Annotated in this window: 24 protein-coding genes; 8 read left to right on the forward strand and 16 right to left on the reverse strand. The window is 66.4% G+C overall.

Translation table 11 applies throughout. From position 1 onward, the window contains the following. Positions 1-39: 39 nt before the first annotated feature. The 5 genes from QNI11_RS06840 to QNI11_RS06860 form a co-directional block, all read right to left on the reverse strand. On the reverse strand, positions 40-1533 hold the full coding sequence (locus tag QNI11_RS06840) for a UxaA family hydrolase (RefSeq protein ID WP_283982844.1): 1494 nt from the start codon (positions 1531-1533) through the stop codon (positions 40-42). Between the two features lie 113 nt (positions 1534-1646). Then, positions 1647-1895 (reverse strand): hypothetical protein, encoded by a 249-nt coding sequence (locus QNI11_RS06845; protein ID WP_283982845.1) that lies wholly within the window; start codon positions 1893-1895, stop codon positions 1647-1649. A gap of 173 nt (positions 1896-2068) precedes the next feature. Beyond that, positions 2069-3664, reverse strand: coding sequence for a TRAP transporter large permease subunit (locus tag QNI11_RS06850; protein WP_100927240.1), 1596 nt, complete (start codon positions 3662-3664; stop codon positions 2069-2071). Continuing rightward, complete coding sequence (locus QNI11_RS06855) at positions 3665-4474, reverse strand: TRAP transporter small permease subunit (RefSeq protein ID WP_100927239.1); 810 nt, start codon at positions 4472-4474, stop codon at positions 3665-3667. A gap of 101 nt (positions 4475-4575) precedes the next feature. Continuing rightward, positions 4576-5586: a TRAP transporter substrate-binding protein gene (locus QNI11_RS06860; protein ID WP_100927238.1), complete on the reverse strand. Its 1011-nt coding sequence runs from the start codon at positions 5584-5586 to the stop codon at positions 4576-4578. Between the two features lie 274 nt (positions 5587-5860). Between QNI11_RS06860 and QNI11_RS06865 the strand changes: the two genes are divergently transcribed. Together QNI11_RS06865 and QNI11_RS06870 are read left to right on the forward strand one after the other, a co-directional pair. Continuing rightward, positions 5861-6547 (forward strand): GntR family transcriptional regulator, encoded by a 687-nt coding sequence (locus QNI11_RS06865; protein WP_100927237.1) that lies wholly within the window; start codon positions 5861-5863, stop codon positions 6545-6547. 59 nt (positions 6548-6606) lie between these two features. Next, the gene (locus tag QNI11_RS06870; protein ID WP_283982846.1) at positions 6607-7452 is read left to right on the forward strand and encodes a fumarylacetoacetate hydrolase family protein; all 846 of its coding nucleotides are present in this window, start codon (positions 6607-6609) and stop codon (positions 7450-7452) included. A 159-nt stretch (positions 7453-7611) separates the two neighbouring features. Here QNI11_RS06870 and QNI11_RS06875 read toward each other — a convergent pair whose 3' ends face one another. The 3 genes from QNI11_RS06875 to QNI11_RS06885 all read right to left on the reverse strand — a co-directional run bounded on the left by QNI11_RS06875 (position 7612) and on the right by QNI11_RS06885 (position 10394). Beyond that, positions 7612-8364 carry an SDR family NAD(P)-dependent oxidoreductase gene (locus tag QNI11_RS06875; RefSeq protein WP_283982847.1) on the reverse strand — a complete coding sequence of 251 codons (753 nt, stop codon included), beginning with the start codon at positions 8362-8364 and terminating at the stop codon, positions 7612-7614. Between the two features lie 73 nt (positions 8365-8437). After that, positions 8438-9493, reverse strand: a complete 1056-nt coding sequence (locus QNI11_RS06880) for a transketolase family protein (RefSeq protein ID WP_283982848.1) — start codon at positions 9491-9493, stop codon at positions 8438-8440. A 52-nt stretch (positions 9494-9545) separates the two neighbouring features. After that, positions 9546-10394: a transketolase gene (locus QNI11_RS06885; RefSeq protein ID WP_283982849.1), complete on the reverse strand. Its 849-nt coding sequence runs from the start codon at positions 10392-10394 to the stop codon at positions 9546-9548. Positions 10395-10552: 158 nt separating this feature from the next. On the opposite strand from QNI11_RS06885, the gene QNI11_RS06890 reads away from it, so the two are divergent. The 4 genes from QNI11_RS06890 to QNI11_RS06905 all read left to right on the forward strand — a co-directional run bounded on the left by QNI11_RS06890 (position 10553) and on the right by QNI11_RS06905 (position 15540). After that, positions 10553-11713: an acyl-CoA dehydrogenase family protein gene (locus QNI11_RS06890; RefSeq protein WP_283982850.1), complete on the forward strand. Its 1161-nt coding sequence runs from the start codon at positions 10553-10555 to the stop codon at positions 11711-11713. Positions 11714-11786: 73 nt separating this feature from the next. After that, on the forward strand, positions 11787-13859 hold the full coding sequence (locus QNI11_RS06895; protein ID WP_283982851.1) for an acetate--CoA ligase family protein: 2073 nt from the start codon (positions 11787-11789) through the stop codon (positions 13857-13859). A 2-nt stretch (positions 13860-13861) separates the two neighbouring features. Continuing rightward, positions 13862-14773 (forward strand): 3-keto-5-aminohexanoate cleavage protein, encoded by a 912-nt coding sequence (locus QNI11_RS06900; RefSeq protein ID WP_283982852.1) that lies wholly within the window; start codon positions 13862-13864, stop codon positions 14771-14773. 212 nt (positions 14774-14985) lie between these two features. Continuing rightward, entirely contained in the window at positions 14986-15540 is a 555-nt protein-coding gene (locus QNI11_RS06905) for an NADPH-dependent FMN reductase (protein ID WP_283982853.1), read from the forward strand. 75 nt (positions 15541-15615) lie between these two features. Here the strand turns inward: QNI11_RS06905 and metF are convergent, their stop codons facing one another. Further along, on the reverse strand, positions 15616-16482 hold the full coding sequence (metF, locus tag QNI11_RS06910; RefSeq protein WP_100927230.1) for a methylenetetrahydrofolate reductase [NAD(P)H]: 867 nt from the start codon (positions 16480-16482) through the stop codon (positions 15616-15618). 133 nt (positions 16483-16615) lie between these two features. Between metF and QNI11_RS06915 the strand changes: the two genes are divergently transcribed. After that, a complete protein-coding gene (locus QNI11_RS06915; RefSeq protein ID WP_100927229.1) occupies positions 16616-17521 on the forward strand; it encodes a LysR family transcriptional regulator in 906 nt (301 codons plus the stop codon). 21 nt (positions 17522-17542) lie between these two features. Here QNI11_RS06915 and QNI11_RS06920 read toward each other — a convergent pair whose 3' ends face one another. Both QNI11_RS06920 and QNI11_RS06925 read right to left on the reverse strand, forming a co-directional pair. Then, a complete protein-coding gene (locus QNI11_RS06920) occupies positions 17543-17908 on the reverse strand; it encodes a hypothetical protein (protein ID WP_283982854.1) in 366 nt (121 codons plus the stop codon). A gap of 131 nt (positions 17909-18039) precedes the next feature. After that, positions 18040-18246 carry a cold-shock protein gene (locus tag QNI11_RS06925; RefSeq protein ID WP_100927227.1) on the reverse strand — a complete coding sequence of 69 codons (207 nt, stop codon included), beginning with the start codon at positions 18244-18246 and terminating at the stop codon, positions 18040-18042. 253 nt (positions 18247-18499) lie between these two features. Between QNI11_RS06925 and QNI11_RS06930 the strand changes: the two genes are divergently transcribed. Then, on the forward strand, positions 18500-18814 hold the full coding sequence (locus QNI11_RS06930; RefSeq protein WP_283982855.1) for an ArsC/Spx/MgsR family protein: 315 nt from the start codon (positions 18500-18502) through the stop codon (positions 18812-18814). A gap of 6 nt (positions 18815-18820) precedes the next feature. Here the strand turns inward: QNI11_RS06930 and QNI11_RS06935 are convergent, their stop codons facing one another. From QNI11_RS06935 to thrS, 5 genes are all read right to left on the reverse strand, one after another. Then, positions 18821-19408: a DoxX family protein gene (locus tag QNI11_RS06935; protein WP_283982856.1), complete on the reverse strand. Its 588-nt coding sequence runs from the start codon at positions 19406-19408 to the stop codon at positions 18821-18823. Next, positions 19405-20154: a DNA-binding domain-containing protein gene (locus QNI11_RS06940; protein ID WP_283982857.1), complete on the reverse strand. Its 750-nt coding sequence runs from the start codon at positions 20152-20154 to the stop codon at positions 19405-19407. Before QNI11_RS06940 ends, QNI11_RS06935 begins: the two co-directional genes overlap by 4 nt. Then, positions 20151-20999, reverse strand: a complete 849-nt coding sequence (locus QNI11_RS06945) for a DUF692 domain-containing protein (protein ID WP_283982858.1) — start codon at positions 20997-20999, stop codon at positions 20151-20153. The genes QNI11_RS06940 and QNI11_RS06945 overlap by 4 nt, the downstream gene beginning before the upstream one ends. Positions 21000-21058: 59 nt before the next feature. Continuing rightward, on the reverse strand, positions 21059-21358 hold the full coding sequence (locus QNI11_RS06950; RefSeq protein WP_283982859.1) for a DUF2282 domain-containing protein: 300 nt from the start codon (positions 21356-21358) through the stop codon (positions 21059-21061). Between the two features lie 249 nt (positions 21359-21607). Further along, the gene (thrS, locus tag QNI11_RS06955; protein WP_100927221.1) at positions 21608-23590 is read right to left on the reverse strand and encodes a threonine--tRNA ligase; all 1983 of its coding nucleotides are present in this window, start codon (positions 23588-23590) and stop codon (positions 21608-21610) included. Between the last annotated feature and the right edge of the window lie 44 nt (positions 23591-23634).

Here is a 23634-nt window from a genome sequence, read left to right on the forward strand (position 1 = left end):
CCCCCGCGGGTCGCCCCGGCGCAGCCGGGGCGAAACCCCTCACATCACCGCGCCGATCTGCCATGGCACGAACTCGAAATCGCCCAGCCCCTGCAACTCGGACTTCGTCTTCTCGCCCGAAGCCATGCGCAGCCACATCTCGTAGATCTCCCGGCCGACCTCCTCCACCGACTTGCCCTCGGTCAGGATCGAGCCCGCGTTGATGTCCATGTCCTCGGTCAGGCGGTTGAACATCTCGGTGTTGGTCGCGACCTTCATCGAGGGCGAGGGCTTCGCGCCGAAGGCAGACCCGCGTCCGGTGGTGAAGCACACGAGGTTGCAGCCCGAGGCGATCTGGCCGGTGACCGAGGCCGGGTCGTAACCGGGGCTGTCCATGAAGGTGAAGCCCTTCGCCGTCACGGGCTCCGCGTACTTGTAGACGCCGGTCAGGGGGGTGGTGCCGCCCTTGGCCGCCGCGCCCAGCGACTTCTCGAGGATCGTGGTCAGGCCGCCTTTCTTGTTGCCGGGCGAGGGGTTGTTGTCCATCGAGCCCTTGTTGCGCGCGGTGTAATCCTCCCACCAGCGGATCAGACCGACCAGCTTCTCGCCCACCTCGCGGTCGACCGCGCGGGCGGTCAGCAGGTGCTCGGCGCCGTAGATCTCCGGCGTTTCGGCCAGCACGCCGGTGCCGCCCTGCGCCACCAGCAGGTCGCAGGCGTGGCCTACGGCGGGGTTCGCCGTGATGCCCGACCACGCGTCCGAGCCGCCGCACTGGAGCGCGACCATCAGTTCCGAGGCCGGGCATTCCTCGCGCTGCGCATCGTTCACAACCGGCAGCATCGCCTCGATCTTGCGGATGCCCAGTTCGACCGTCTTGCGCAGGCCGCCCACGTCCTGGATGTTCATCGACTGGAACAGCGGGCCGGGCGTCAGGCCGTAGGCCTCCACCAGCCAGTCGATCTGGTTCATCTCGCAGCCCAGTCCCGCCATCAGCACGCCGCCGACGTTTGGGTTCTTGGCATAGCCCCACATCACGCGCTGCAGCGCCTCGAACCCCTCCGATCCCTGTCCGGCCATGCCGCAGCCCGTGCCGTGCACGAAGGCCGCGACGCCGTCGACGTTGGGGTAGTCGGCCAGCCGTTCCGGGGTGAAATGCGCCGCGATCTGCCGGGCCGCCGTGGCGGAGCAGTTGACCGAGGTCAGCACCGCGATGAAGTTCCGCGTCCCGACCCGGCCAGACGCCCGCCGGTAGCCCATGAAGGTGTCCTGCGTCTTCGCGGGCGAGGCAGGGCGGATGTTCGTCGAATACTCGTATTCGGTGTCGACGTTGCGGAAATCGAGGTTGTGGGTGTGCACATGCGCGCCCTCGGCGATGTCCTCGGCGGCAAAGCCGATCACCTGCGCGTACTTGATGACCGGCTCGCCCCTGGCGATGGCGCGGGTGGCGAGCTTGTGGCCGCGCGGGATCAGTTGCGTGGCGCCGTGGCTCCCCGCCTCGAGGGCGGTCACGGCGGTGACGACATTGTCGGCCTCGGACAAACGAACGGTGGTCATTGCGATCTCTCTTGCTTCATGCAGACACCGGGCAGGGGCCCGGCGGTGATCTTCTAATATTCCAGTTTCGGGTGCTGGGTTGGCTTGTGCGCCTTTCGGGCGGGGGATTCAAGTCATGCGCAGACCGGGCTGTCGGATTTCCGGCGGTGGATCGGGATATGCGCCGTGCCGGACAGCCGCGCCCGCGCGTCGTGCCACAGGGTGCGCGGGGCCAGCCAGTCGCGCAGCTCAGTCTGCGGCGCCCGGCGGGACCGGGCCACGTACTTGGCCGTCACGCGGCCGGGCGTCAGCGGGTCGAGAACGTTGTTGACCACGAGACAGCCTTCGGTTTCGAAGCGGTAGACCTGTTCGGGGAGTGCCATCAGCGGCATCGGCGGGGCCCTTTCGGCGGGGCGGCGCCACGACCGGCGCCCGTCCTTGCTGAGGATAGGGGACCGGGGGGCTTGCCCCGGACACCGGGATATGTCGCGCCCCGCCGGTGATGCGGGGTGAAAGCGGCGCCCGGGCGGTACGTCCCGCCCGGGCGCGCAGGGCCTTACAGGAAGACCGTCACGATGGGCGGCCAGGCCAGCAGCACCGCCAGCGCCAGAAGCTGGAGCGCGATGAACGGCAGGAAGCCCTTGAAGATGTCGGTCAGCGAGATGTGCGGCGGCGCCACCGACTTCAGGTAGAACGCGGCCGGGCCGAAGGGGGGCGACAGGAAACTGACCTGCATGTTCATGCAGAACACCACGCCGAACCAGATCGGGATCATCCGTGCGTCGACGTGAGCGAACCAGCCGATCTCTTCGGCGGGCAGGCGGACGACGATGGGGAGGAAGACCGGCATGATCAGCAGCACGATGCCCACCCAGTCCATGAACATCCCCATGATCAGGAAGATGAACATCATGATCAGGATCACGCCCATGGTCGGCATGTCGGCACCCACGATCATGTTGGCCACGTAGGTCGGCCCGCCCGCGAGGGTGTAGGCGGCGGCCAGCGCGGCGGCACCAATGGTGACCCAGATGATCGTGCCGGTGGACTTCACCGTGCGCAGGAGCGCGTCCCACACGATCTCGATGGTCATCTCGCGCCGGATCAGGCCGATCACGAAGACGGCGACGACGCCCATGCCGGCGGCCTCGGTGATGCCGGTGATGCCGCCGTAGATCGACCCCAAGACCACGCCGATCACCACCGTGGGCGCGATCAGGCCACGGCCCATCTCCCAGCCCGCGGCGGTGCGCTCGCGTCCGACCAGCGCGAAGGCGATCACCCCGAAGAGGACAAAGGCCCCGGCAAGCCACGGAAGGTCCGACACCATGCCAAGGAGGATCGGCTCGACGCCCTCGGTGGGGACGTTCATGCCGAAGATGGTGAAGAACAGCGCGCGGACCAGCAGCGCGGCGGTGATGTACATGCCGAGCTTCGAGATGAAGCCGAGGAACATCATCCGTTTCTCGTTGCCCTTGGGCGCATCCGGGTCCTCGGGCGGCAGGGGCGCCATCTCGGGGCTCATCCGTGTCCGCACCACGATGTAGATGATGAAGAAGGACGCTAGCATGAAGCCCGGCAGGAAGGACGCGGTGAACAGCGCCTTGATCGATGTCTCCGTCACGAGGCCGTAGAAGATCAGCACGATGGACGGCGGGATCATGGTGCCCAGAGAGCCGGAGGCGCAGATCGTGCCGATGGCGAGGTTCTGGTTGTAGCCCAGCCGCAGCATCTGGGGCAGGGCGATCAGGCCCAGAAGCACGACCTCGCCGCCGATGATGCCCGACATGGCGGCCATGATGACGGCCATGACCGAGGTCACGATGGCGATGCCGCCCCGGGTCCGGCTGAGCCAGACGTTGAGCGACGAGTACATGTCCCGTGCGATGCCGGATCGTTCCAGCAGCGCGGCCATGAAGATGAACAGCGGCACCGAGATCAGGACGTAGTTGACCATCTGCCGGTAGATCGCCTGACCCAGCACCGAGAACGGCCCCATACCGAAGTTGCGGAACAGGATGTCGGTGTCGAACTTCAGAAGCAGGGTGACCACGGCCAGGAAGGCCGAGGCGAAGCCCAGCGGCATCCCGATGGCCAGGAGAGCGAACATCCCGAACAGCAGGACCAGGGAGAGTGTGCCGATATCGACCATTTACTTGTCCCCTTCGAGCGTTTTGCGGATGTTTTCGATTTCGTGTTCGTCGATGTCGTCGGCGGAGTGGTGTTCCGGCGCCTTGTTCCAGTCGGCGATCAGGTTGGACAGCGCCTGCAGCGCCACCGCAAGGCCGACGACCAGGACGGCGGTCTTGACCGTGCCTGGGATCGGCGGATCCCATGCGGAGCCGTAGCCCTCAAGGTTCATCAGACGCCGGATTGCGTCGTTGTAGCCGCCCCAGATCAGGCAGCCCACGAAGACCCAGATCAGGAAGACCGACGTGCAGTCGGACGCCTTCTGCATCCAGCGCGGCATCATGTCGTAGATCACGTAGATGCGGATATGGCAGCGCTGCTGCATGGCGTAGAGGCCGGAGAACAGGAACACGAAGGCCGCGATCCAGAGCGACAACTCGTTCGCCCAGAGCGTGCCGCCGTTGAAAATGTAGCGCGCCACGACCTCGAAACCCATGGTGACGACGATGAAGGCCGTGGCGATCATCGACAGCCGCCCGAGGACGAGGCTGAAGATGTCGAACGGGCCGGTGCGCTCCACCTCGATCACGCCCTTGAAGTCCGACAGGTACAGTGAACTGAACAGCAGCGCGAGCAAGATGCTGATCAGGAGCGCCTGCACCAGCGGCCGGCCCCCGGGGCGGATCATCTCGTGCATGCCGATCGGCTCGGCCGTGGTGTATTGCGCGATAAGGAACCAGGCGTAAATCGCCAGCGACAGAATGATGAAGATGAACATGGCCAAGCGGATCGGTCCCCGCATCGACCCGAGCCAGACGCTCTCGCCGTTCATGATATGCCTCCCCGCGACCCCGTTATCGGGGCCCTTGGTGTCAAAAACGGCGGGCCCCGGGAAAGAGCCCGCCGTTGCTGTCCATCGGTCGGATGCGGATGTTATTCCGCGATCAGGCCGAGATCCTTGAGGTAGCTGCGGTGGCTTTCGACCAGTGCAGCGGCCTCGGGCGAACGGCCGGCCCAGTCATCCCACGCGACCTGTGCGGCCTTGCGGAAGTCGGCCCGGTCCTCTGCCGACCAGTTGTGCAGGGTCACGCCCTTCTCGGTCAGCATGGCCGCCGCTTCGGCGTTCTTCTTCTCGTTCGACAGCGCGGTGTGCAGCGTCAGTTTCTGCATCGCGGTGTCGATGATCCGGCGCTGTGCCTCGGTAAGGCCGTCCCACACGCCCTTGTTGCAGGCGAGGTGGTCGGACGGCATGGAGTGGAAGCCCGGGTAGGTCGCGTGGTTCACGAGGTCATAGAGACCGAGGCCCACGTTGTTTGCCAGGCCGGATGCGTCCGCACCGTCGATGATGCCGGTTTCCAGCGCCGTGAAGACCTCGGTGAAATCCATCACGATCGGCTGCGCGCCCAACTGCTCGAAGATCTCGGTCTCGAGGCCCGGGGGCGAACGGAACTTCCAGCCCTTCAGGTCGTCGGGGCCTGCCAGCGGCTGGGACGAAGAGAGAGATTCCTGTCCGTAAAGCCACCAGCCGACCAGCTGCATGCCCTGCGAGTTGTAGAGTTCCTGCGCGGCATCGTAGCCGCCACCGTAGTACAGCCACGAGATCTGCTGCCACGGCGTGTCGTAGCCGCCCATGATGTCGCCGACGAACTGGAAGGCCGGGTTCTTGCCGGTCTGGTATGCGCCGCCGGTCATGTCGCAGTCGAGAATGCCGTTGATCGCGGCATCGAAGGTTTCGGTCGTGGCCACGACGGACGAGCTGTAGAACATCTCGATGTCTATGGAGCCTTCGGACATGGTTTCCACGTCGTCGGCGAACTGGGCAGCCAGGATGCCCGATGGATGCTCGGTCGCGTAGTGCGTCTGGATGCGCAGGGTCACGTCCTGCGCCGACGCGCCGGTCGCAACAATGGCAACGGCCGCAGCCGTCGTCAGCAATTTCTTCATTGTCTCCTCCCATGACGACCGTCTTAGCGGGCCGCCCTATTTGTATGCGGGGTACCTCCACCCCGGTGTCGAAAAGGGGCGCCTCGACCCCGATGCGCAACCGGGATTCTCGTCCCCGGTCCAGGATGGTATACCACCCGTGAAGGTACGCTAACCAAACCCATGTCGACAGGCAAGGATTTTTGGTATACCAAATTTCGCCAGTGGGAGGCGTTGGCTGCATGTTTGCGCGGGCAACAAAAAATATAACGGAAAGAAAAGGCTAGGGCGCAGCATGGCCGAGGAGACCTTGCCGGAGCAGATCGCGAATCGTCTGCGGAGGGACATCCTGCGGGGCGTCCTGCCGCCCGGGACGGCGGTCAAGGAACGCGATCACGCGGGCGAACTCGGTGTGAGCCGCACGCCGATGCGCGAAGCGATTCGAATCCTCGCCAAGGAAGGGCTCGTGATCCTGCGCCCGGCGCGGTCGCCCATCGTGGCGCAGCCGTCCTTCGAGGACGTGGCGCACAACATCGAGGTGATGACCGCGCTGGAGCTCCTGTCCGCCCGGCTCGCCTGCGAACGCGCCTCGGACGCGGAGATCGACCACATCAGCGACGTCGCGGCCCGGATGGCACGGGAATACGACAAGCTCGACAAGCTGGAGGTCTTCGAGATCGACATGAGCTTTCACCGCGCCATCGCGGAGGCGGCGGGCAATCCGGTTCTGGCCGAGATGCACCGCGCCCTGCTGGCACGGCTGTGGCGGGCGCGCTACCTCTCGGCCAGCCGCAAGCACGCAAGGGACCGGGTGCTGGACCAGCACGCGGCCATCGTGCAGGGCCTCAGGGCCCGCGACGTGGCAGAAGTGGAAAAGAGCCTCAGGGCGCACCTCGACCACCTGCTGATCAACGTGGCGGATTTCTTCGATTCCGAGCAGACCGGGACCACGGACCCTGCCTCTGCCGCGACCTCCGGCTGAACGGCCGCCGAGCGGCCGGAACGACATCTTCAGACAAGACACCCCAGGAAAGGACAGAAATGAAACTCTTGCGCTACGGCCCGGCGGGCCAGGAAAAGCCCGGTATGCTGGACGATGAAGGCCGCGTGCGCGACCTGTCGGCCCATGTCAGCGACTTCGCGGGCGAGAGCGTCTCCATCGAGGCGCTCGACAAGCTGCGGTCGGTGGACGTGTCGAGCCTTCCGGTGGTCGAGAACCCGGGCCGCATCGGCGCCTGCCTCGCCACCGTGCCGAACTTCTTCTGCATCGGCCTGAACTACGCCAAGCACGCGGCCGAAACCGGCGCGGAACCGCCGAAGGAGCCGATCATCTTCAACAAGGCGACCTCGTCGCTGTCCGGTCCCTTCGACCCGGTGGTGATCCCGCGCGGCTCGGTGAAGTCGGACTGGGAGGTCGAGCTGGGCGTGGTGATCGGCAAGACCGCCTCCTACATCACGGAAGCCGAGGCGCTGTCCCACGTGGCGGGCTACTGCGTCATCAACGACATGTCCGAGCGCGAGTACCAGATCGAGCGCGGCGGCACGTGGATGAAGGGCAAGTCCGCCCCGACCTTCGGCCCGACCGGCCCGTGGCTGGTGACCGCCGACGAGATCCCGGACCCGCAGAAGCTGGCGCTGTCGCTGAAGCTGAACGGCGAGACGGTGCAGGATTCGAACACCGACGACATGATCTTCGGCGTGGCCGAGATCGTGGCGTACATGTCGAAGTTCATGCTGCTGCAACCGGGCGACATCATCGCCACCGGCACGCCCTCGGGTGTGGGCATGGGCATGAAACCCCAGCGCTTCCTGAAGCCGGGCGACGTGATGGAGGTCTATGTCGAGGGCCTCGGCACGCAGAAGCAGGAAACCGTCGCGGCGGAGTGACGTGCCTCGGATCGCTGGCGCGATCTGATCCGCGCGGGCCTTGCCCGCGCCACGCGGGAGAGGCGCTGCCTCCCCCGTACCCCCTCCGGGACAGCGCCCGACGAGTTACGGAGCGCGATGGCCGGAAGGTGCGTTAACCGATGGTTAACCGACCGGCGCTCAATGGATGAGCGACCCGCCGTTCACATCGACCTCCGACCCGGTGACATAGGCCGAGAGGTCGGAGGCGAGGAACAGGCAGCAGCCCGCCACGTCCGAAGCCTCGCCCGCGCGGGCCATGGGAATGCCCGCCAGGATCTGTTCCATCATCTCCGGCGTCAGCTTTCCGGCGGTGATGTCGGTCGCGATGAAGCCGGGGCAGACGGCGTTGGCGCGGATGCCGTCGGGCGCCAGTTCGCGGGCCATGGCCTTGGTCAGGCCGAGAATGCCGGCCTTGGCCGCGGAGTAATGCGGACCGCCGAAGATGCCGCCACCACGCTGCGCCGAGACCGAAGAGATGTTGACGATGGCGCCGGTCCTGCGGTCGCGCATGTGCGGGATCACCGCCTGGCTCATATAGAGCGTGCCGCGCAGGTTCACGTCGGTCACGGCGTCGTAGTTGGCAGGTTCGATCTGCATCAGCTTCAGCGGCTGGGTGATGCCCGCGTTGTTCACCAGCACGTCGATCTGGCCGAAGGCGGCGATGGCCGCCCCGGCGGCGGCATCGCAGGCGGCCTTGTCGGTGACGTTGCAGGCGAGGCCGATGTGGCCTTCGCCGGGCAGATCGGCGGCGGCGGCCTCGGCGGCGCTGGCGTCGAGGTCGAGGATGGCCACCCGCGCGCCATGTTCGGCGAAGAGTTTCGCGGTGGCCTTGCCCAGCCCGCGCGGGCTAGCGGCGCCGGTGATGAGGGCGGTCTTGTCCTTCAGGAGCATGATGGGTTTCCCGTGGCTGGCGGAGAGGGGGCGGGGCCTGTCCTCCCGGAAAGGGTTGCGAGAGAGGCGAGGATCAGAGGCGCGCCCTGACCCGTTCGGTGATGGCCCGGACGGACAGACCGTACTGGTCGTGAAGGGTCGGCAGGGCGCCCGCGTCGAGGAATTCGTCCGGCAGGGCGATGCTGTCGAAGGCCGGATGGATGCCCGCGCGCATCAGCGCCGCGGCCACGGCCTCCCCCAATCCGCCGACGATGGTGTGGTTCTCGAGCGTGACCACAAGCCGCCCGGTCTTCGCCGCCTCCGCCCTGATCGTGTCGATGTCGAGGGGTTTGATCGTCGGCACATGCAGGACCGCGCAGTCGGTGCCGTCCTGTTTCAGCGCCTTGGCGGCATCGAGCGCGCGCATGGTCATGAAGCCGGTGGAGATGAACAGCACGTCGCGCCCGTCGTGGATCAGCTTGGCCTTGCCCAGTTCGAACCGGTAGCCGTATTCGCCCAGCACGTCCGGGACCTTGCCGCGCAGGAGCCGCATGTAGACCGGGCCGGGGTGGTCGGCGATGGCGTGGGTGGCCTGCGTGATCTCCGTCGCGTCGCAGGGATCGACGATGGTGAGGTTGGGCATGCCGCGGACGATCGCCAGATCCTCGGTCGCCTGGTGGCTGGGTCCATAGCCGGTCGTCAGGCCGGGCAGGGCGCAGACGATCTTCACCGGCAGGTTCTCCTCCGCGATGGCCATGACGATGAAGTCGTAGGCGCGACGGGAGGCGAAGACGGCATAGGTGGTGGCGAAGGGGGTGAACCCCTCGCGCGCCAGCCCGGCGGCGGCAGAGATCATCACCTGTTCGGCCATGCCCATCTGGTAGAACCGATCGGGGTAGGCTTTGGCAAAAACATGCAGGTCGGTGTATTTCGACAGGTCGGCGGTGAGGCCGACGATGTCGTCGCGGGTCTTTGCCAGCTCGCAGAGCGCCTCGCCGAAGGGAGCGGTGACGGTTTCGCGGCCCTCGGCGTCGAGGGAAGCGATCATCGCGGAGGTGGTCAGCCGTTCTCCGGTCTCCGAGACGGGGAGGGTGCGGGGCTGGTGCTTGGACTTGCGGCGGCTCAGCGCGCCGGTCGGGGCTTCGGTCATGGAGTGTCTCCGGGGCAGGGGTTTCGTAGCGAAACCGGCCCGTGATCGGGGGTCAGGCAGGCATCTGCCCGTCGAGATGGGCGATGGCGCGGGACCATTCGGAGGGCTCCACGCGGACGAAATGGGTGATCTCCCGCTCTTCGAGGAAGGGCACGCCCTTGCACATCTGGGTCTTGCAGATGATGACGCGGGGCCGGGGATCGGTCAGGTTGCGGGCGGCGTCGAAGGCGCCCACCAGTGCGTCCAGATCGTTGCCGTCCACCTCCTGCGCGTGCCAGCCGAACGCCGCCCACTTCGGGGCCTCGTCGCCCTTGGCGAGCGCCGCGGTGGTCGGCCCGTCGGCCTGCTGGTCGTTGAAGTCGACGATGCAGATCAGGTTGTCGAGCCGGTGGCTGCTGGCGGCCATGACTGCCTCCCAGGTCGAGCCTTCGCCCAGCTCTCCGTCCGACATCATGTTGTAAACGAAGGATTTGCTGTTCTTGCGCTTCAGCCCGAGCGCGGCGCCCACCGCGATGCCAAGGCCGTGGCCGAGGCTGCCGCCGGTGATCTCCATGCCCGGCGTGTAGGCGGCCATGCCCGACATCGGCATCCTCGAATCGTCCATGCCGTAGGTGCCGATCTCGTCCTCTGGCAGGATGCCGGCCTCGATCAGGGCGGCGTAGAGGGCGATGGCATAGTGACCGATCGACAGGTAGAAGCGGTCGCGCCCTTCCCAGTCCGGATCCTTCGGGTCGTAGGTCAGGGCGTGGAAATAGCTGGTGGCCAGCACGTCCGCCACGCCGAGCGCCTGCCCGATGTAGCCCTGTCCCTGCACTTCGGCCATGCGCAGCGCATGGCGTCTGATCGCCCATGCGCGGCGCGCGAGACTCACATTGGAGCCCGCGTGGGGGTCTGTGGACATGTCTCCTCCCTTGCCCATCTTTTGGTATACCATTCCACCCCCGGACGGTCCTTTGCGCAAGGGGTCGCGTCACGAATGTCGTATTTGGCAGGAAATCCGGCGTTTTGTGTTTGAGTGCCAAGAGGTTCACGTCTTTCATGGGCAGGAAAGGGGACCTCATGGATTTCGGACTGAGCGACGAGCAGGAGATGATCGTCTCCACGGTGAGGAGTTTCGTGGAGAAGGAGATCTATCCCCACGAGGCAGAGGTCGAGCGCACCGGGGAAGTGCCGCCGGGCCTTGGCGAGGAACTGAAGCGCAAGGTGATCGAACTGGGCTTCTACGCCTGCAATTTCCCGGAGGAGGTGGGCGGCGCAGGTCTGTCGCACCTCGACTTCACGCTGGTGGAGCGGGAACTGGGGCGGGGCTCCATGGCGCTCACGCATTTCTTCGGGCGGCCGCAGAACATCCTCATGGCCTGCGAGGGCGAGCAGAAGGAGCGCTACCTTCTGCCCGCCGTGCGGGGCGAGCGGATGGATGCGCTGGCGATGACCGAGCCGGAGGCGGGATCCGACGTCCGTGGGATGCGCTGCACCGCCGTGCGCGACGGCAAGGATTGGATTGTCAACGGTACGAAGCACTTCATCTCCGGCGCGGATCACGCTGATTTTTTTATCGTTTTCGTGGCGACGGGCGTAGACGAGACGCCGAGGGGGCCGAAGAAGCGGATCACATGTTTCCTTGTCGACCGGGGGCATCCGGGGTTCACGGTGCGCGACGGTTACCGGTCGGTGTCGCACCGCGGATACAAGAACTGCGTGCTTGAATTCTCTGACTGCCGCCTGCCGGAGGGGCAGGTGCTGGGCGAGGTCGACGGCGGTTTCGCGGTCATGAACGAATGGCTCTACGCCACGCGGCTGACGGTGGCGGCCTTCTGCGTGGGCCGGGCGCGGCGGTGTTTCGACATGGCGGTGGAGTACGCCGCGCAGCGCAAGCAGTTCGGCCAGCCCATCGCCGGGTTCCAGGGTGTGTCCTTCCAGGTGGCGGACATGGTGACGGAGATCGACGCCTCGGATCTCCTGACGCTGATGGGGGCATGGCGGCTGGACCAGGGGCTGCCCGCCAATCGCGAGATCGCATCGGCCAAGGTGCACGCGTCGGAGATGCTGGCAAAGGTCACCGACACGACGCTGCAGATCTTCGGCGGCATGGGCCTGATGGACGATTTCCCGATCGAGCGGTTCTGGCGCGATGCGCGGGTGGAGCGGATCTGGGACGGCACGTCGGAGATCCAGAGGCATATCATCAGCCGGGAAATCTTCCGGCCGCTGGGGGCGTAATGAGGTGCGTGATGACCGGGGGCAAGGCGGCGCAAAGCCCCGCCCTACGATCCGTTGCGCAGGCGGGCAAGGCATGAGCGGACTGGACCGTTTGCTCAGGCCCCGCAGCATCGCGGTGATCGGCGGCGGCGCTTGGTGCACGAATGTGGTCCGCGAGTGCACGAAGATCGGGTTCGAGGGGCCGGTCTGGCCGGTCCATCCGACACGGAAGGAGATCGGGGGCGTACCAGCTTATCCCTCGGTCGAATCCCTGCCGGAGCCGCCCGACGCCTGCTTTGTCGGGATCAACCGGACGGCGACGGTTGAGGCGCTGCGCGTCCTGCGGGACGCCGGGGCGGGCGGAGCTGTGTGCTTTGCCGCCGGGTTCAGCGAGGCGCGGGCGGAGCTGGCCGATGGCGGCGACCTGCAGGAGGCGCTGCGCACAGCGGCGGACGGAATGCCGTTCCTCGGGCCGAACTGCTACGGTTTCGTGAACGCGCTGGACGGCGCCGCGCTCTGGCCCGATCAGCACGGGCTGATCCGGCGCGAGGCGGGCGTGGCGATCCTGACGCAGAGCTCCAACGTCGCGCTGAACCTGTCGATGCAGGCGCGCGGCCTGCCCATCGCCTATATCGGCACGGTCGGGAACGAGGCCTGCGTCGACCTCGCACGGTTCGGCGAGGCGCTGGTGGAGGACCCGCGCGTGACGGCGCTGGGGCTGTATATCGAGGGCATCCGCGACGTGCGGGGGATGGAGCGGCTGGCGGCCCGTGCCCGGGCGCTTGGCAAGCGGATCGTGGCAATGAAGCTTGGCGCGTCGGAACAGTCGGCGCGGGCGGCTGTGTCGCACACCGCGTCGCTGACCGGTTCGGACGTGGGCGCGCGGGCGTTGCTGCGGCGGCTGGGGATTGCGCAGGTCGGGTCCTTGAGCGCCTTCCTCGAGACGCTGAAGATCCTCGATGGCGTGGGGCCGCTGGACTCCGACCGGGTCGTGTCGATGTCCTGTTCGGGCGGCGAGGCGAGCCTGATGGCTGACAGCGCGCTCGGACGGGGCGTGTCGTTCCCGCCGCTCGGCAAGGCGCAGACGGAGGCGTTGCGCGCGGCCTTGGGTCCGAAGGTCGCCTTGGCCAACCCGTTGGACTACAACACCTATATCTGGGGCGACGTGCCCGCCATGACCGCGACCTTCGCGGCGATGATGGCGGGTGAGGCGGCGCTGGGGCTGGTGGTGCTGGACTTCCCCCGCGCGGACCGCTGTTCGATGGACGACTGGATGCCGGTGCTCGACGCCGTGGCGGGGGCCATGGCGCGGTCGGGCAAGCCGGTGGCGGTGCTGTCCACGCTGGTGGAAACCCTGCCGGAGACTGTCGCCGAAGCCTGCCATGCGCGCGGGATCCTGATGCTGTGCGATCTTCCCGCCGCGCTTGACGCCGTGGCGGCGGCGGCCTTCCTGGGGCAGGAGGCGCAGGCCGCGCCGGTCCTGTTGCCAGGGGACGTGGGCATCCAAGGCGAGCGGGGCTTTTTCGTGGGAACGGTGGGCGCGCTGTTGAACGAGGACACCGCCAAGGGCGCGCTGGCGCGTGCCGGGGTGCGGGTGCCGGGCCGGCGGCAGGTCCGGGTGGCCGGAGCCGCGGAGGCCGCGACGGAGATCGGCCTGCCTGTGGCGGTCAAGGCCGTCGGACTGGCGCACAAGACGGAGGTCGGCGGCGTTGCCCTGAACCTCCGCACAGCGGAGGCCGTGGCCGCGGCGGCCGAGGCCATGGGCACGCCCGAGGTGCTGGTCGAGGAGATGATCGGCGGCACGGTCGCAGAGCTTCTGCTGGGCGTGGTGCACGATCCGGCGCATGGCTTCGTGTTGACGCTGGGGGCCGGGGGCGTGCTGACGGAGGTCTGGCAGGACACCATGTCGATGCTGCTGCCGGTGACCGAGGCCGAGGTGCGCGGCGCGCTGAACCGCTTGCGTCTGGCGCCGGTGCTGGCAGGGTGGCGCGGCGCGCCGGGGGCGGACCTGGGCGCGGTCTGGCGGGCGGTCGAGGCGGTGCAGACCCTCGTTACGGCACATGCCGGAGAGATCGCCGAGGTGGAGATCAATCCGCTGATCTGCAGGGAAAAAGACGCCGTGGCGGTGGATGCGCTGATCCGGCTGAACGACAGGGAAGGACTTTGACGATGCCATTGGAGATGAACAAGGAGGTCTTCGTGACCTGCGCGGTGACCGGGTCGGGAGGCACGCAGGACCGCAGCCCGCATGTGCCGCGCTCTCCGAAGGACATCGCCGAAAGCGCCATCGCCGCGGCGAAGGCGGGGGCTGCGGTGGTGCATTGCCATGTCCGCGACCCCGACAGCGGCGCACCGTCGCGACGGCTCGACCTCTACCGGGAGGTCACCGACCGGATACGCGATGCGGAGGTCGACGTGGTGCTGAACCTGACGGCGGGCATGGGCGGCGACATGGTGTTCGGCCCCACGTCTTCGCCCCTGCCGCTGCGGGAGACGGGCACCGACATGGTCGGCGCCGAAGAGCGTGTCGCCCATGTGGCAGAGTGCCTGCCTGAGATCTGCACGCTCGATTGCGGCACGATGAACTTTGCCGAAGCCGATTACGTCATGACCAACACGCCGGGCATGCTGCGTGCGATGGGCGGCATGATGACCGAACTGGGCGTGAAGCCGGAGATCGAGGCCTTCGACACCGGGCACCTGTGGTTTGCGAAGCAACTGGTGGAGGAGGGCGTGCTGGACGGCCCGGCACTGGTGCAACTGTGCATGGGCGTGCCCTGGGGCGCGCCGGACGATCTGAACACCTTCATGGCGATGGTCAACAACGTGCCGGACGACTGGACCTTCAGTGCCTTCGCGCTGGGGCGGAACCAGATGGCCTATGTGGCGGCCTCCGTCCTGGCGGGGGGCAACGTGCGGGTCGGGCTGGAGGACAACCTCTGGCTGGAAAAGGGCGTTCTGGCCACCAACGCGCAACTGGTGGAAAAGGCCGTGGGCATCATCGAGGGCATGGGCGCGCGGGTGATCGGCCCGGCGGAGGTGCGCGAAAAGCTGAGCCTTGTGAAGCGCGCGCCGCGCTGAGGGGATGGATGCGCGCGGGTGCGGACGGCAACCGAACCGCGTGACGCAGGGCCGCATTGGCGGCCCTGTTGGTCCATCTGTGCGGCGGCATCGCCCAGGGATGTCCCGAAACGCACCCTTGGTGTTCGGTTTTTCCGAGGCGACTTTTTCGGCGTTGACGTTAGGTCTGTCACTGAACCGCCCGACCGGGGTGGCACAGAATGGAGACAGACATGTCAAGGACTTACCAGATCGCGATCATCGTCGGCAGCCTGCGCAACGAGTCGTGGAACCGCAAGCTGATCGAAGCGATGACGGCGCTTGCGCCCGACACCCTCTCGTTCCGGTTCATCGAGATTGGCGACCTGCCGTTCTACAATCAGGACCTTGAAACCGACACGCCTCCGGCGGAATGGACGCGCTTCCGCGAAGAGATGACCGATATCGACGGCGTGCTTTTCGCGACGCCGGAGTACAACCGCACCGTTCCCGCCGTGCTGAAGAACGCGCTGGACGTGGGGTCGCGGCCCTACGGGCAAAGCGTCTGGGGCGGTAAACCGGCGGGGATCGTGACCGCTTCCATGGGGGCGACCGGCGGCTTCGGGGCGAACCACCACCTGCGCCAGAGCCTCGTGTTTCTCGACATGCCGACGCTGCAGCAGCCCGAGGCCTACATCGGCAAGGTGCAGGACATCGTGACCGACGACGGCGTGGTCGAGAGCAGCCGCGACTTCCTTGCGGGTTTCATGTCGGCCTTTGGCAAGTGGGTCGATACCCACAAGGGCTGACCCATCAGGCATGAAAAAGCCCGGTTGGCACCTGGCCGACCGGGCTTTTTTGTCTTTCCGGCAAGGCGCGTTGGATCAGGCGACTTCTTCCAGCTTGATATCCGGGGTCACGCCGAGGGCGAAGCACACGTCGCGCGTCAGTTCCGGGCGGTTCAGCGTGTAGAAGTGCAGCTTGTCCACGCCGCCACGGATCAGGTCGTCGCACAGTTCGGTGCAGATCGCGGTGGCCAGAAGGTCGGTACGGTTGTCGCGCTCTGCCTTCTCGAAGGCGTCGATCACCCATTCGGGGATCTTCGTGCCGCAGGATTCGGCAAAGCGGCGCGCGCCTTTCCAGTTCTCGATCGGCAGGATGCCGGGTGTGACATACTTGTCGATGCCCGCCTTGGCACAGGCGTCGCGGAAGCGGAAGAAGGTGTCCGCCTCGAAGAAGAACTGGGTCAGCGCCTCGGATGCACCGGCGTCCAGCTTGCGCTTGAGCCAGTCGATGTCGGCCTGCCCGCTTGCGGCTTCGGGGTGGATGTCGGGGTAGGCGCCGACGCGGATGGTGAAGTCGCCCTCGGCGGCCAGCGCCTCGATCAGCTCGACGGAGTTGGCAAAACCCTCGGGGTGCGGTTCGAACCCGGCGGAGCCCTTCGGCGGATCGCCCCGCAGCGCCACGATGTCGTTGACGCCGACCTTGGCGAAGTCGCGGGCGACCTGCAGGGTCTCTTCCTTCGTGGCGTTCACGCAGGTCAGATGCGCCGCGGTGCGCAGGCCGGAATGCTTGTGGATCGTTGCAACCACGTCGCGGGTCAGGTCGCGGGTGGTGCCGCCGGCGCCGTAGGTCACCGACACGAAGCGCGGCTTCAGCGGGGCAAGCACCTGAACGGAGTCCCAAAGGCGGAACGTGCCCTCGATGTTCTTGGGCGGGAAGAATTCGAGGCTGATCTCGGGGCGGGTCATGATGTCTGTCTCTCTCGGTCTCGGGCGCGGGTCGTTTGCGACGCATCGCGTTGTGTTTCCGTCTTGCCCTTTACATGGCACGCGAAGCATGGTGAGGCAAACTCATAAATCTCATCTCCAACATGAGGCGCACATGCATATCGAGTTTCGCCACCTCCGGACGATCCGGGCCATTCACGAGGCTGGCGGCGTCGCGAAGGCGGCCGATCAGCTCAACATCACCCAGTCGGCGCTGAGCCATCAGATCAAGGGTCTGGAGGATCAGGCCGGGGTCGAACTGTTTGTGCGGCGGTCGAAACCGATGCGCCTGTCGGCGGCGGGCTTGCGGCTGCTGCGGCTTGCCGAACAGGTTCTGCCGCAGGTCGAGGCGCTTCAGGAAGAGTTCGCGGGCCTGCGCGCGGGCAAGACGGGCCGGATGCACATCGCCATCGAATGCCACGCCTGTTTCGAATGGCTGTTCCCGGTGCTCGAAGGGTTCCGCAAGAAGTTCGGCGACGTGGACGTGGACATTCGCCCGGGGCTGGCCTTCGATGCCTTGCCCGCGCTGATGAAGCAGGACGTGGACGTTGTGATCTCTTCCGATCCGGAGGACCTCGCCGGCGTCGAATTCGTGCCGCTTTTCGACTACGCGCCGGTCTTCGTGGCGTCGTCCGCTCATCCTCTGGCGGCGAAACCCTATGTGGAGGCAGAGGATTTCCGCGGCCAGACGCTGATCACCTATCCGGTCGACCGGGCGCGGCTGGACATCTTCAGCCAACTCCTGACACCGGCAAAGGTCGAACCGGCGGCGATCCGTCAGGTGGAACTGACGGCGGTGATCCTGCTGCTGGTCGCCTCCAACCGCGGGGTGTCGGTGCTGCCGGACTGGGTGGTGCGCGAGGTGAAGTACTCCTCCGACTACGTGACGCGGCCGCTGACCAAGAAGGGGCTGACGCGCAGGCTTTACGCCGCGGTGCGCAGCGAGGATCTGGAAAAGCCCTTCATGAAGGAGCTGATCTCGCTCGCCGGGCGGGAGGCGCGGCGCCTGCAGAATGCATGATGCGCCCCGGGTGCAGGTCAGTCAGGTGCAGGCGTCCCGCGCCTGGCCGACGGCGAGTTCCCAGTCGTTGGCATAGCGCCAGCCGGAGACGCGCGGGTTGCGGTTGGCCAGCACCTGATGCGCCTTGCCCGCAAAGCAGGCGCAGTCCACGCCGCTTAGCGTTTCGCGGCAGTATGCGCCGGGGTCGACGAGCTTCCTGTTGCCCTTCGCATCCTTCGCCTCGATCAGGAGAGAGTCGTGGCCAAGGGGCCTGTAGTGCTGGAATTCGGGGAAGGCGGCCGCGTCCGGCTGGGTCAGGGGCGGCATGAACTGGATGCCCACGACAAGGGTGCCGGTTGCAAGGACCGTGACAGCGATGGCGATGGCGTTGGTTCCAATGACGGACATGGCGTACGCTCCTCAACCGGGACAGCGTAACTCTCATGCCCGGACAGGACAAAACCTATCGGTCATCGTGGTTTGCGTAATGTTAAGGCCCGTCAGGCCGGCTGGCTGGCCCGAAAGCGGATGCGTGTCGTTCAGAGAACCTTGAGATCGGACGCCATGGTGCGTCCGTCACGGCCTTCCCGCAGCTCGTAGCTGACCTTCTGATTGTCGGCGAGGCCGGTCAGACCGGAACGTTCGACGGCGGAAATATGTACGAAAACGTCCTTGCCGCCTTCTTCGGGTGCAATAAACCCGTAGCCTTTGGTCGTATTGAACCATTTCACGGTGCCATTCGGCATAGTTCCCGTGCTCCTTATCATCGTCCATAGTATGGCCCCGCGCACCGGCGAAGCCGCCCCTTGCGCAGCTGCCGCCTTGGTCCGTTTCAGGGCACGAACGGTGAACTGTCCCGGCAAAGGTGGATGCTGCGACACCATTTTAGGATAGGGCCGTTTGTTCAAATGCAAGGGAAACAGGCTCGTGTTTCATGGGCGCGGCGGTTATGTGAACTTTGCTAATGAAATATGAGCATCTGCGGCAGAAGGAGGCGGCATGCGCATCTACGGTCTGAAGAACTGCGACACGTGCCGGGCGGCGCGAAAGGCGCTTCCCGAAGCGGAATTCGTCGATGTCCGGGAGAGCGGTGTACCCGCCGACGTGATGGAGGCAGCGCTGGCGCAGTTCGGGGACAAGCTGGTGAACACCCGCTCGACCACCTGGCGCGGCCTGTCGGAGGAGGAGCGCGCGGGTGCGCCGCTGGACCTTCTGGCCGCCCATCCGGCGCTGATGAAACGTCCGCTGATCGTCAGCGATGGCGAGATGCACCTGGGTTGGGATGCGGCGACGCGGGGTGCGCTCGGGGTTTGACCGGGCTCAGGCGGGGTGCGCAACGGGGCCGGTCGCGAGTGGTGTCTCCAGACCGGCGAGCCGGTCCAGAGACAGGGCGCCCGCGCCGCGCAGCACCAGCAGCATCAACAGCGTCACCCACAGGGTACGTTCGTCGATCAGGTCATAGCGGGCGTCGAACAGTCGCCCCGGATCGGCGCCGTGCCCCAGCACGTCGGTCGCGGTCTGGACGATCACGAAGCCGGTCATGCCAAGCGCCGAAAGCCGGGTCAGCAGCCCCACGACGATCAGCAGCGGCAGGACGAACTCCGCCAGCGTGCCCGCATAGGCAATGAGGTCGTGCAGCGCCGACAGCTTGGAGGGGTCGTAGCCCGCCGCCTCGAACTGGCGCGGGAACATCTGGGCGTAGACGCCCGATTCCAGCGTCAGGATGTCGAAGATGCCCTCTGTTCCCTGCCGGTCGAACACCTTGGTCCCGGCGGATTTCCAGAAGTAGCCCAGCAGCGTGCCCGCGAAACCCGCGCGCAGCAAAAGCGGCGTGAGCGGACCGGACACCCGGTCGAGCCGGCGGGAGAGATCGGCATGGACGGCGGTCAGTCGGTTGAGACGGGTCATGGGACGGGTTCCTCGCAGATGAGATCGATGATCGCGCCTTCGGTCAGAAGCAGTGTCAGCGTGGCGGAGAGATCGAACGCATCGCCCGCCGCCGCCATCGCCGCGCCGAAGGGCTGGCCTCGCATGAGCGCATCGACGAAAGCGCCGCCACCGGGGGGAAGGGCGTGGGCGCGGGGCGTGAATCCCGGGCGGGCGATCAGGGCGTCCTGGGCGACGGGCGTGGGTTTCGGCTGCCCGGGGGACATGGTGAAATCGTAGATCTGCACCACTGGCCAGCGGGACCGGATCAGGCGGACGGCGGCGGCAAGCGTCAGACGGGCGCCGAAAAGCGTCGTTTCGTGCATGTTCTGCAGGGCGGACGGGTCGATCGGTGCACGATCGGCAGCGTGATAGCTTTGCCGCAACGCCAGCTCCAGCCGCGCCACGTCCGACAGGTAGCCAATGTGGGCAAGTGGTTCGAACCCCTCGAGGAACTCGGGAAAGCTCTGTCCATATGTCATCATCAGCGGCGATGCAGGCGGATGGGCGCGCAGGAACAACCCGGCCACATGGGCGAAGTTCTCCTCCCCAATCAGACGGGCACAGGCGGGGAAACCCGCGGCCAGCGCCTCGCGCAGGGAAACGGCCACGTTGTTGCGGTACACGTCGTAGCGCCGGCCCGCCGGGCGGCCGGTGCCGTCGGTCAATCCCTCCGGAACGGGCCGGGCGGGGTCGAGCAGGGCGGTGTGAAAGGCGGCCTGACTCATGGTGCCACCAGTGCAATGGCCTGGTCCACGCGCGCCGCCTCCGCTGCGAGCACGGGCCAGTCGGGGACATCGGTGTCCCATTCCACCAGCACCGGGCGCGGGCCGGAGCGCTGCAACGTCAGGTCCAGCAGGGCCCAGACCGGATCGGCGACCGGCGCGCCATGGCTGTCGATCAGCAGGACCGCGCCGTGGTCGTCCGTGTCGGTGTCGTGCCCCGCCACATGGATCTCGCCCACCGCTTCGAGCGGGAAGCGGTCAATGTAGTCCTGCGGGGCGTAGCCGAGGTTGGAAGCCGAGACGAAGACATTGTTCACGTCCAGCAGCAGCCCGCAGCCGGTGCGGCGGGCGATCTCGCGAAGGAAGGCGGGCTCCTCCCATGTGCTGTCCGCGAAAGCGAGGTATGAGGACGGGTTTTCCAGCAGCATCTGCCGCCCGAGCGTCTCCTGCACCTCGTCCATATGGCGGCACACACGGTTCAACGTCGCATCAGTGTAGGGCAGGGGCAGCAGGTCGTTGAGGAAGGCGCCGTCGTGGGTCGACCACGCGAGATGTTCGGAGAAGCTGGCGGGATCGAGCCAGCCCAGCAGGTGTTTCAACCGGGCAAGGTGGTCGCGGTCCAGCGGGGCCTCGCCCCCGATGGAGAGGCCGACACCGTGCACGGAGATCGGGAACCGTTCGGACAGGGCGCGCAACTGCGCCAGAGGACGGCCGCCATCGCCCATGTAGTTCTCGGCATGGATTTCGAGCCAGGCGACAGGGGCGGGATCGGCCAGAAGGTCTGGGTAGTGCTGCGGCTTGTAGCCGACACCGGGACGGGCGGGGAGGGAGCGGGGCGTATCGAACATGGCGGTTTTCCGAAAACTGGAGGCGGGCCGGTGGGCAAGTCCCGGCCCGCAGGACGGGATCAGGCCTCGGGGATGTCCCGCTCAAGGGGTTCGAGCGAGCCCATGCGCGCCATCCCGTCCATTCCGGCCGGCAGTTCGATGTCCATGCAGGTGCCGGCCTCGACCAGCGTCCATGCGTTGCCCTGGTAGTCGACCTTGGAGGTTCCGGCGCAGGTGGTGCCGGGGCCCGCCGCGCAGTCGTTCTCGCCGGCGAGGGACACGCCGTAGCATTTTTCCTGCTCCTGCGCGGCCACGCCGGTGGCGGCGAACGATGCGGCGATGGCACCCACGAGGGCTGCGGTCTTGAGGGTGGAGGACATGTCTTTTCCTTTCGTCAGACAGTATTCGGTTGTTTGCTTGACCGTGGTCCGGCGGTCCTGCCGGTCGGTGCCCCAAGCCTGACGCGGCGTCCCGCCGCAGGCCATTCACGCAGCCGTGCATCACGCCCGTGTCAGGGCACGTCATGGCTGTGTGACACTACGCAGCCGCAGAAACCGAGTGAAATCAGGGAAACGAAAAAGGGCCCCGAAACAATCGGAGCCCTTTACGTTGCCGGTTCTGACGTAATGTTACAGCAGATCGGGCGGCGTAGCGCTGCGCGACAGCTCGCTCACGATGTCCGTCAGCGATGTTACAGAGGTCTGCTTCTCGCCGAGGCGGCGCACGGTGACCGTCCGCTCCTCGACTTCGCGGTGGCCGATGGCGAGGATGACCGGAACCTTGCCCACGGAATGTTCGCGGACCTTGTAGTTGATCTTCTCGTTGCGGATGTCGGCCTCCGCACGCACACCCGCCTTCCGCAGCTGCTCCGTCACTTCCTGCACGTAATCGTCCGCCTCCGAGGTGATGGAGGCGACGACGACCTGACGCGGGGCCAGCCAGAACGGCAGCTTGCCCGCGTGTTCCTCGATCAGGATGCCCACGAAGCGCTCGAACGAGCCCAGCGTCGCGCGGTGCAGCATGAAGGGTCGCGTCTTGTCGCCGTTGGGGGCGATGTAGGACGCGTTCAGCCGCTCGGGCAGGTTGGGGTCGACCTGGAAGGTGCCGCACTGCCAGACCCGGCCGATGGCGTCAGTCAGGTAGAAGTCCAGCTTCGGCCCGTAGAAGGCGCCGTCGCCGGGTTCCAGCGTGTAGGTGCGGCCGGTCTTGCGGATCGCCTCTTCCAGCGCGTTCTCGACGTAGTCCCAGCTTTCCTCGGTTCCGACGCGCTTTTCAGGGCGCGTGGCGAACTTGATCTCGAAGGTCGGGAAGCCGAGCTCGCGGTAGATGTCGGCCAAGAACTCGATGAAGCGCGCGCATTCATCCTCGATCTGGGCCTCGGTGCAGAAGATATGTGCGTCGTCCTGCGTGAAGCCGCGGACCCGCATGATCCCGTGCAGCGCGCCGGAAGGTTCGTACCGGGCGCAGGAGCCGAACTCGGCCAGCCGCAGGGGCAGGTCGCGGTAGGACTTCAGACCCTGGTTGAACACCTGCACGTGGCACGGGCAGTTCATCGGCTTCAGCGCGTTGATGCGCGTCTGCTCCTTGTTCTTCGAGGACGCATCGTCGTTCTCGCCGTCGCGGGATTCATCCACTTCGACGATGAACATGTGGTGCTGGTACTTGTCCCAGTGGCCCGAGGCCTCCCACAGCTTGCGGTCGACGACCTGGGGGGTGTTGATCTCGTGGTAGCCGCCGGCGCGCTGCTTGCGGCGCATGTAGTCCTGCAGCGTGGTGTAGATCGTCCAGCCGTTCGGATGCCAGAAAACTTGGCCCGGCGCCTCTTCCTGCATGTGGAAGAGGTCCATCTCGCGGCCCAGCTTACGGTGGTCGCGCTTTGCGGCCTCCTCCAGCATGTTGAGGTGCTTCTTCAGGTCGTCGCGGTTCTTGAACGCAACGCCGTAGATGCGCTGGAGCATCTGCCGCTTGCTGTCGCCGCGCCAGTAGGCCCCCGCCACGCTCATCAGCTTGAAGGCGTCGCCGGGCACCTGACCGGTGTTCTGAAGGTGCGGCCCGCGGCAGAGATCCTGCCAGTCGCCATGCCAGTACATGCGGATCGGCTGACCGTCGTCGGGGATCGCGTTGACCAGCTCGACCTTGTAGTTCTCGCCGGTCTTTTCGTAATGCGCGATGGCATCGGCGCGCGACCAGACCTCCGTCCGGACGGGGTCGCGGGCGTTGATGATCTCCTTCATCTTCTTCTCGATGAGGCCGAGATCCTCGGGCGTGAACGGTTCGGCGCGGTCGAAATCGTAGTACCAGCCGTGTTCGATGACGGGGCCGATGGTGACCTTCACGTCGGGCCAGATCTCCTGCACGGCGCGCGCCATGATATGCGCGAGGTCGTGGCGGATCAGTTCGAGCGCCGGGCCGTCGTCGGCCAGCGTGTTGATCGCGATGGCGGCGTCGGTCTCGATCGGCCACTGCAGATCGTAGTGCGCGCCGTCCACCTGCGCGGAGATCGCTTTCTTGCCAAGGGATTTGGAAATGGAGGCCGCGACTTCGGCAGGCGTCACGCCCTTGTCGAAGTTACGTTGCGAGCCATCTGGGAAAGTCAGGGAAATCTGGGCCATCGGCCATGTCTCCTCGTCGGTTTGGCGCCCACGGAACGCCCGGT

The sequence above is a fragment of the Sagittula sp. MA-2 genome, assembly GCF_030126985.1.
Classification (GTDB): domain Bacteria; phylum Pseudomonadota; class Alphaproteobacteria; order Rhodobacterales; family Rhodobacteraceae; genus Sagittula.

Bases quoted from the DNA above. Each gene is read 5' to 3' on its own strand.
- QNI11_RS06890 (WP_283982850.1), top strand. From the start codon at position 10,553: ATGGATTTCGGACTGAGCGACGAGCAGGAGATGATCGTCTCCACGGTG.
- QNI11_RS06875 (WP_283982847.1), bottom strand. From the start codon at position 8,364: ATGCTCCTGAAGGACAAGACCGCCCTCATCACCGGCGCCGCTAGCCCG.
- thrS (WP_100927221.1), bottom strand. From the start codon at position 23,590: ATGGCCCAGATTTCCCTGACTTTCCCAGATGGCTCGCAACGTAACTTC.
- QNI11_RS06905 (WP_283982853.1), top strand. From the start codon at position 14,986: ATGTCAAGGACTTACCAGATCGCGATCATCGTCGGCAGCCTGCGCAAC.
- QNI11_RS06930 (WP_283982855.1), top strand. From the start codon at position 18,500: ATGCGCATCTACGGTCTGAAGAACTGCGACACGTGCCGGGCGGCGCGA.
- QNI11_RS06895 (WP_283982851.1), top strand. From the start codon at position 11,787: ATGAGCGGACTGGACCGTTTGCTCAGGCCCCGCAGCATCGCGGTGATC.
- QNI11_RS06865 (WP_100927237.1), top strand. From the start codon at position 5,861: ATGGCCGAGGAGACCTTGCCGGAGCAGATCGCGAATCGTCTGCGGAGG.
- QNI11_RS06885 (WP_283982849.1), bottom strand. From the start codon at position 10,394: ATGTCCACAGACCCCCACGCGGGCTCCAATGTGAGTCTCGCGCGCCGC.
- QNI11_RS06855 (WP_100927239.1), bottom strand. From the start codon at position 4,474: ATGAACGGCGAGAGCGTCTGGCTCGGGTCGATGCGGGGACCGATCCGC.
- QNI11_RS06870 (WP_283982846.1), top strand. From the start codon at position 6,607: ATGAAACTCTTGCGCTACGGCCCGGCGGGCCAGGAAAAGCCCGGTATG.
- QNI11_RS06950 (WP_283982859.1), bottom strand. From the start codon at position 21,358: ATGTCCTCCACCCTCAAGACCGCAGCCCTCGTGGGTGCCATCGCCGCA.
- QNI11_RS06860 (WP_100927238.1), bottom strand. From the start codon at position 5,586: ATGAAGAAATTGCTGACGACGGCTGCGGCCGTTGCCATTGTTGCGACC.
- QNI11_RS06920 (WP_283982854.1), bottom strand. From the start codon at position 17,908: ATGTCCGTCATTGGAACCAACGCCATCGCCATCGCTGTCACGGTCCTT.
- QNI11_RS06935 (WP_283982856.1), bottom strand. From the start codon at position 19,408: ATGACCCGTCTCAACCGACTGACCGCCGTCCATGCCGATCTCTCCCGC.
- QNI11_RS06945 (WP_283982858.1), bottom strand. From the start codon at position 20,999: ATGTTCGATACGCCCCGCTCCCTCCCCGCCCGTCCCGGTGTCGGCTAC.
- QNI11_RS06840 (WP_283982844.1), bottom strand. From the start codon at position 1,533: ATGACCACCGTTCGTTTGTCCGAGGCCGACAATGTCGTCACCGCCGTG.
- QNI11_RS06925 (WP_100927227.1), bottom strand. From the start codon at position 18,246: ATGCCGAATGGCACCGTGAAATGGTTCAATACGACCAAAGGCTACGGG.
- QNI11_RS06845 (WP_283982845.1), bottom strand. From the start codon at position 1,895: ATGGCACTCCCCGAACAGGTCTACCGCTTCGAAACCGAAGGCTGTCTC.
- QNI11_RS06915 (WP_100927229.1), top strand. From the start codon at position 16,616: ATGCATATCGAGTTTCGCCACCTCCGGACGATCCGGGCCATTCACGAG.
- QNI11_RS06850 (WP_100927240.1), bottom strand. From the start codon at position 3,664: ATGGTCGATATCGGCACACTCTCCCTGGTCCTGCTGTTCGGGATGTTC.
- QNI11_RS06880 (WP_283982848.1), bottom strand. From the start codon at position 9,493: ATGACCGAAGCCCCGACCGGCGCGCTGAGCCGCCGCAAGTCCAAGCAC.
- QNI11_RS06900 (WP_283982852.1), top strand. From the start codon at position 13,862: ATGCCATTGGAGATGAACAAGGAGGTCTTCGTGACCTGCGCGGTGACC.
- metF (WP_100927230.1), bottom strand. From the start codon at position 16,482: ATGACCCGCCCCGAGATCAGCCTCGAATTCTTCCCGCCCAAGAACATC.
- QNI11_RS06940 (WP_283982857.1), bottom strand. From the start codon at position 20,154: ATGAGTCAGGCCGCCTTTCACACCGCCCTGCTCGACCCCGCCCGGCCC.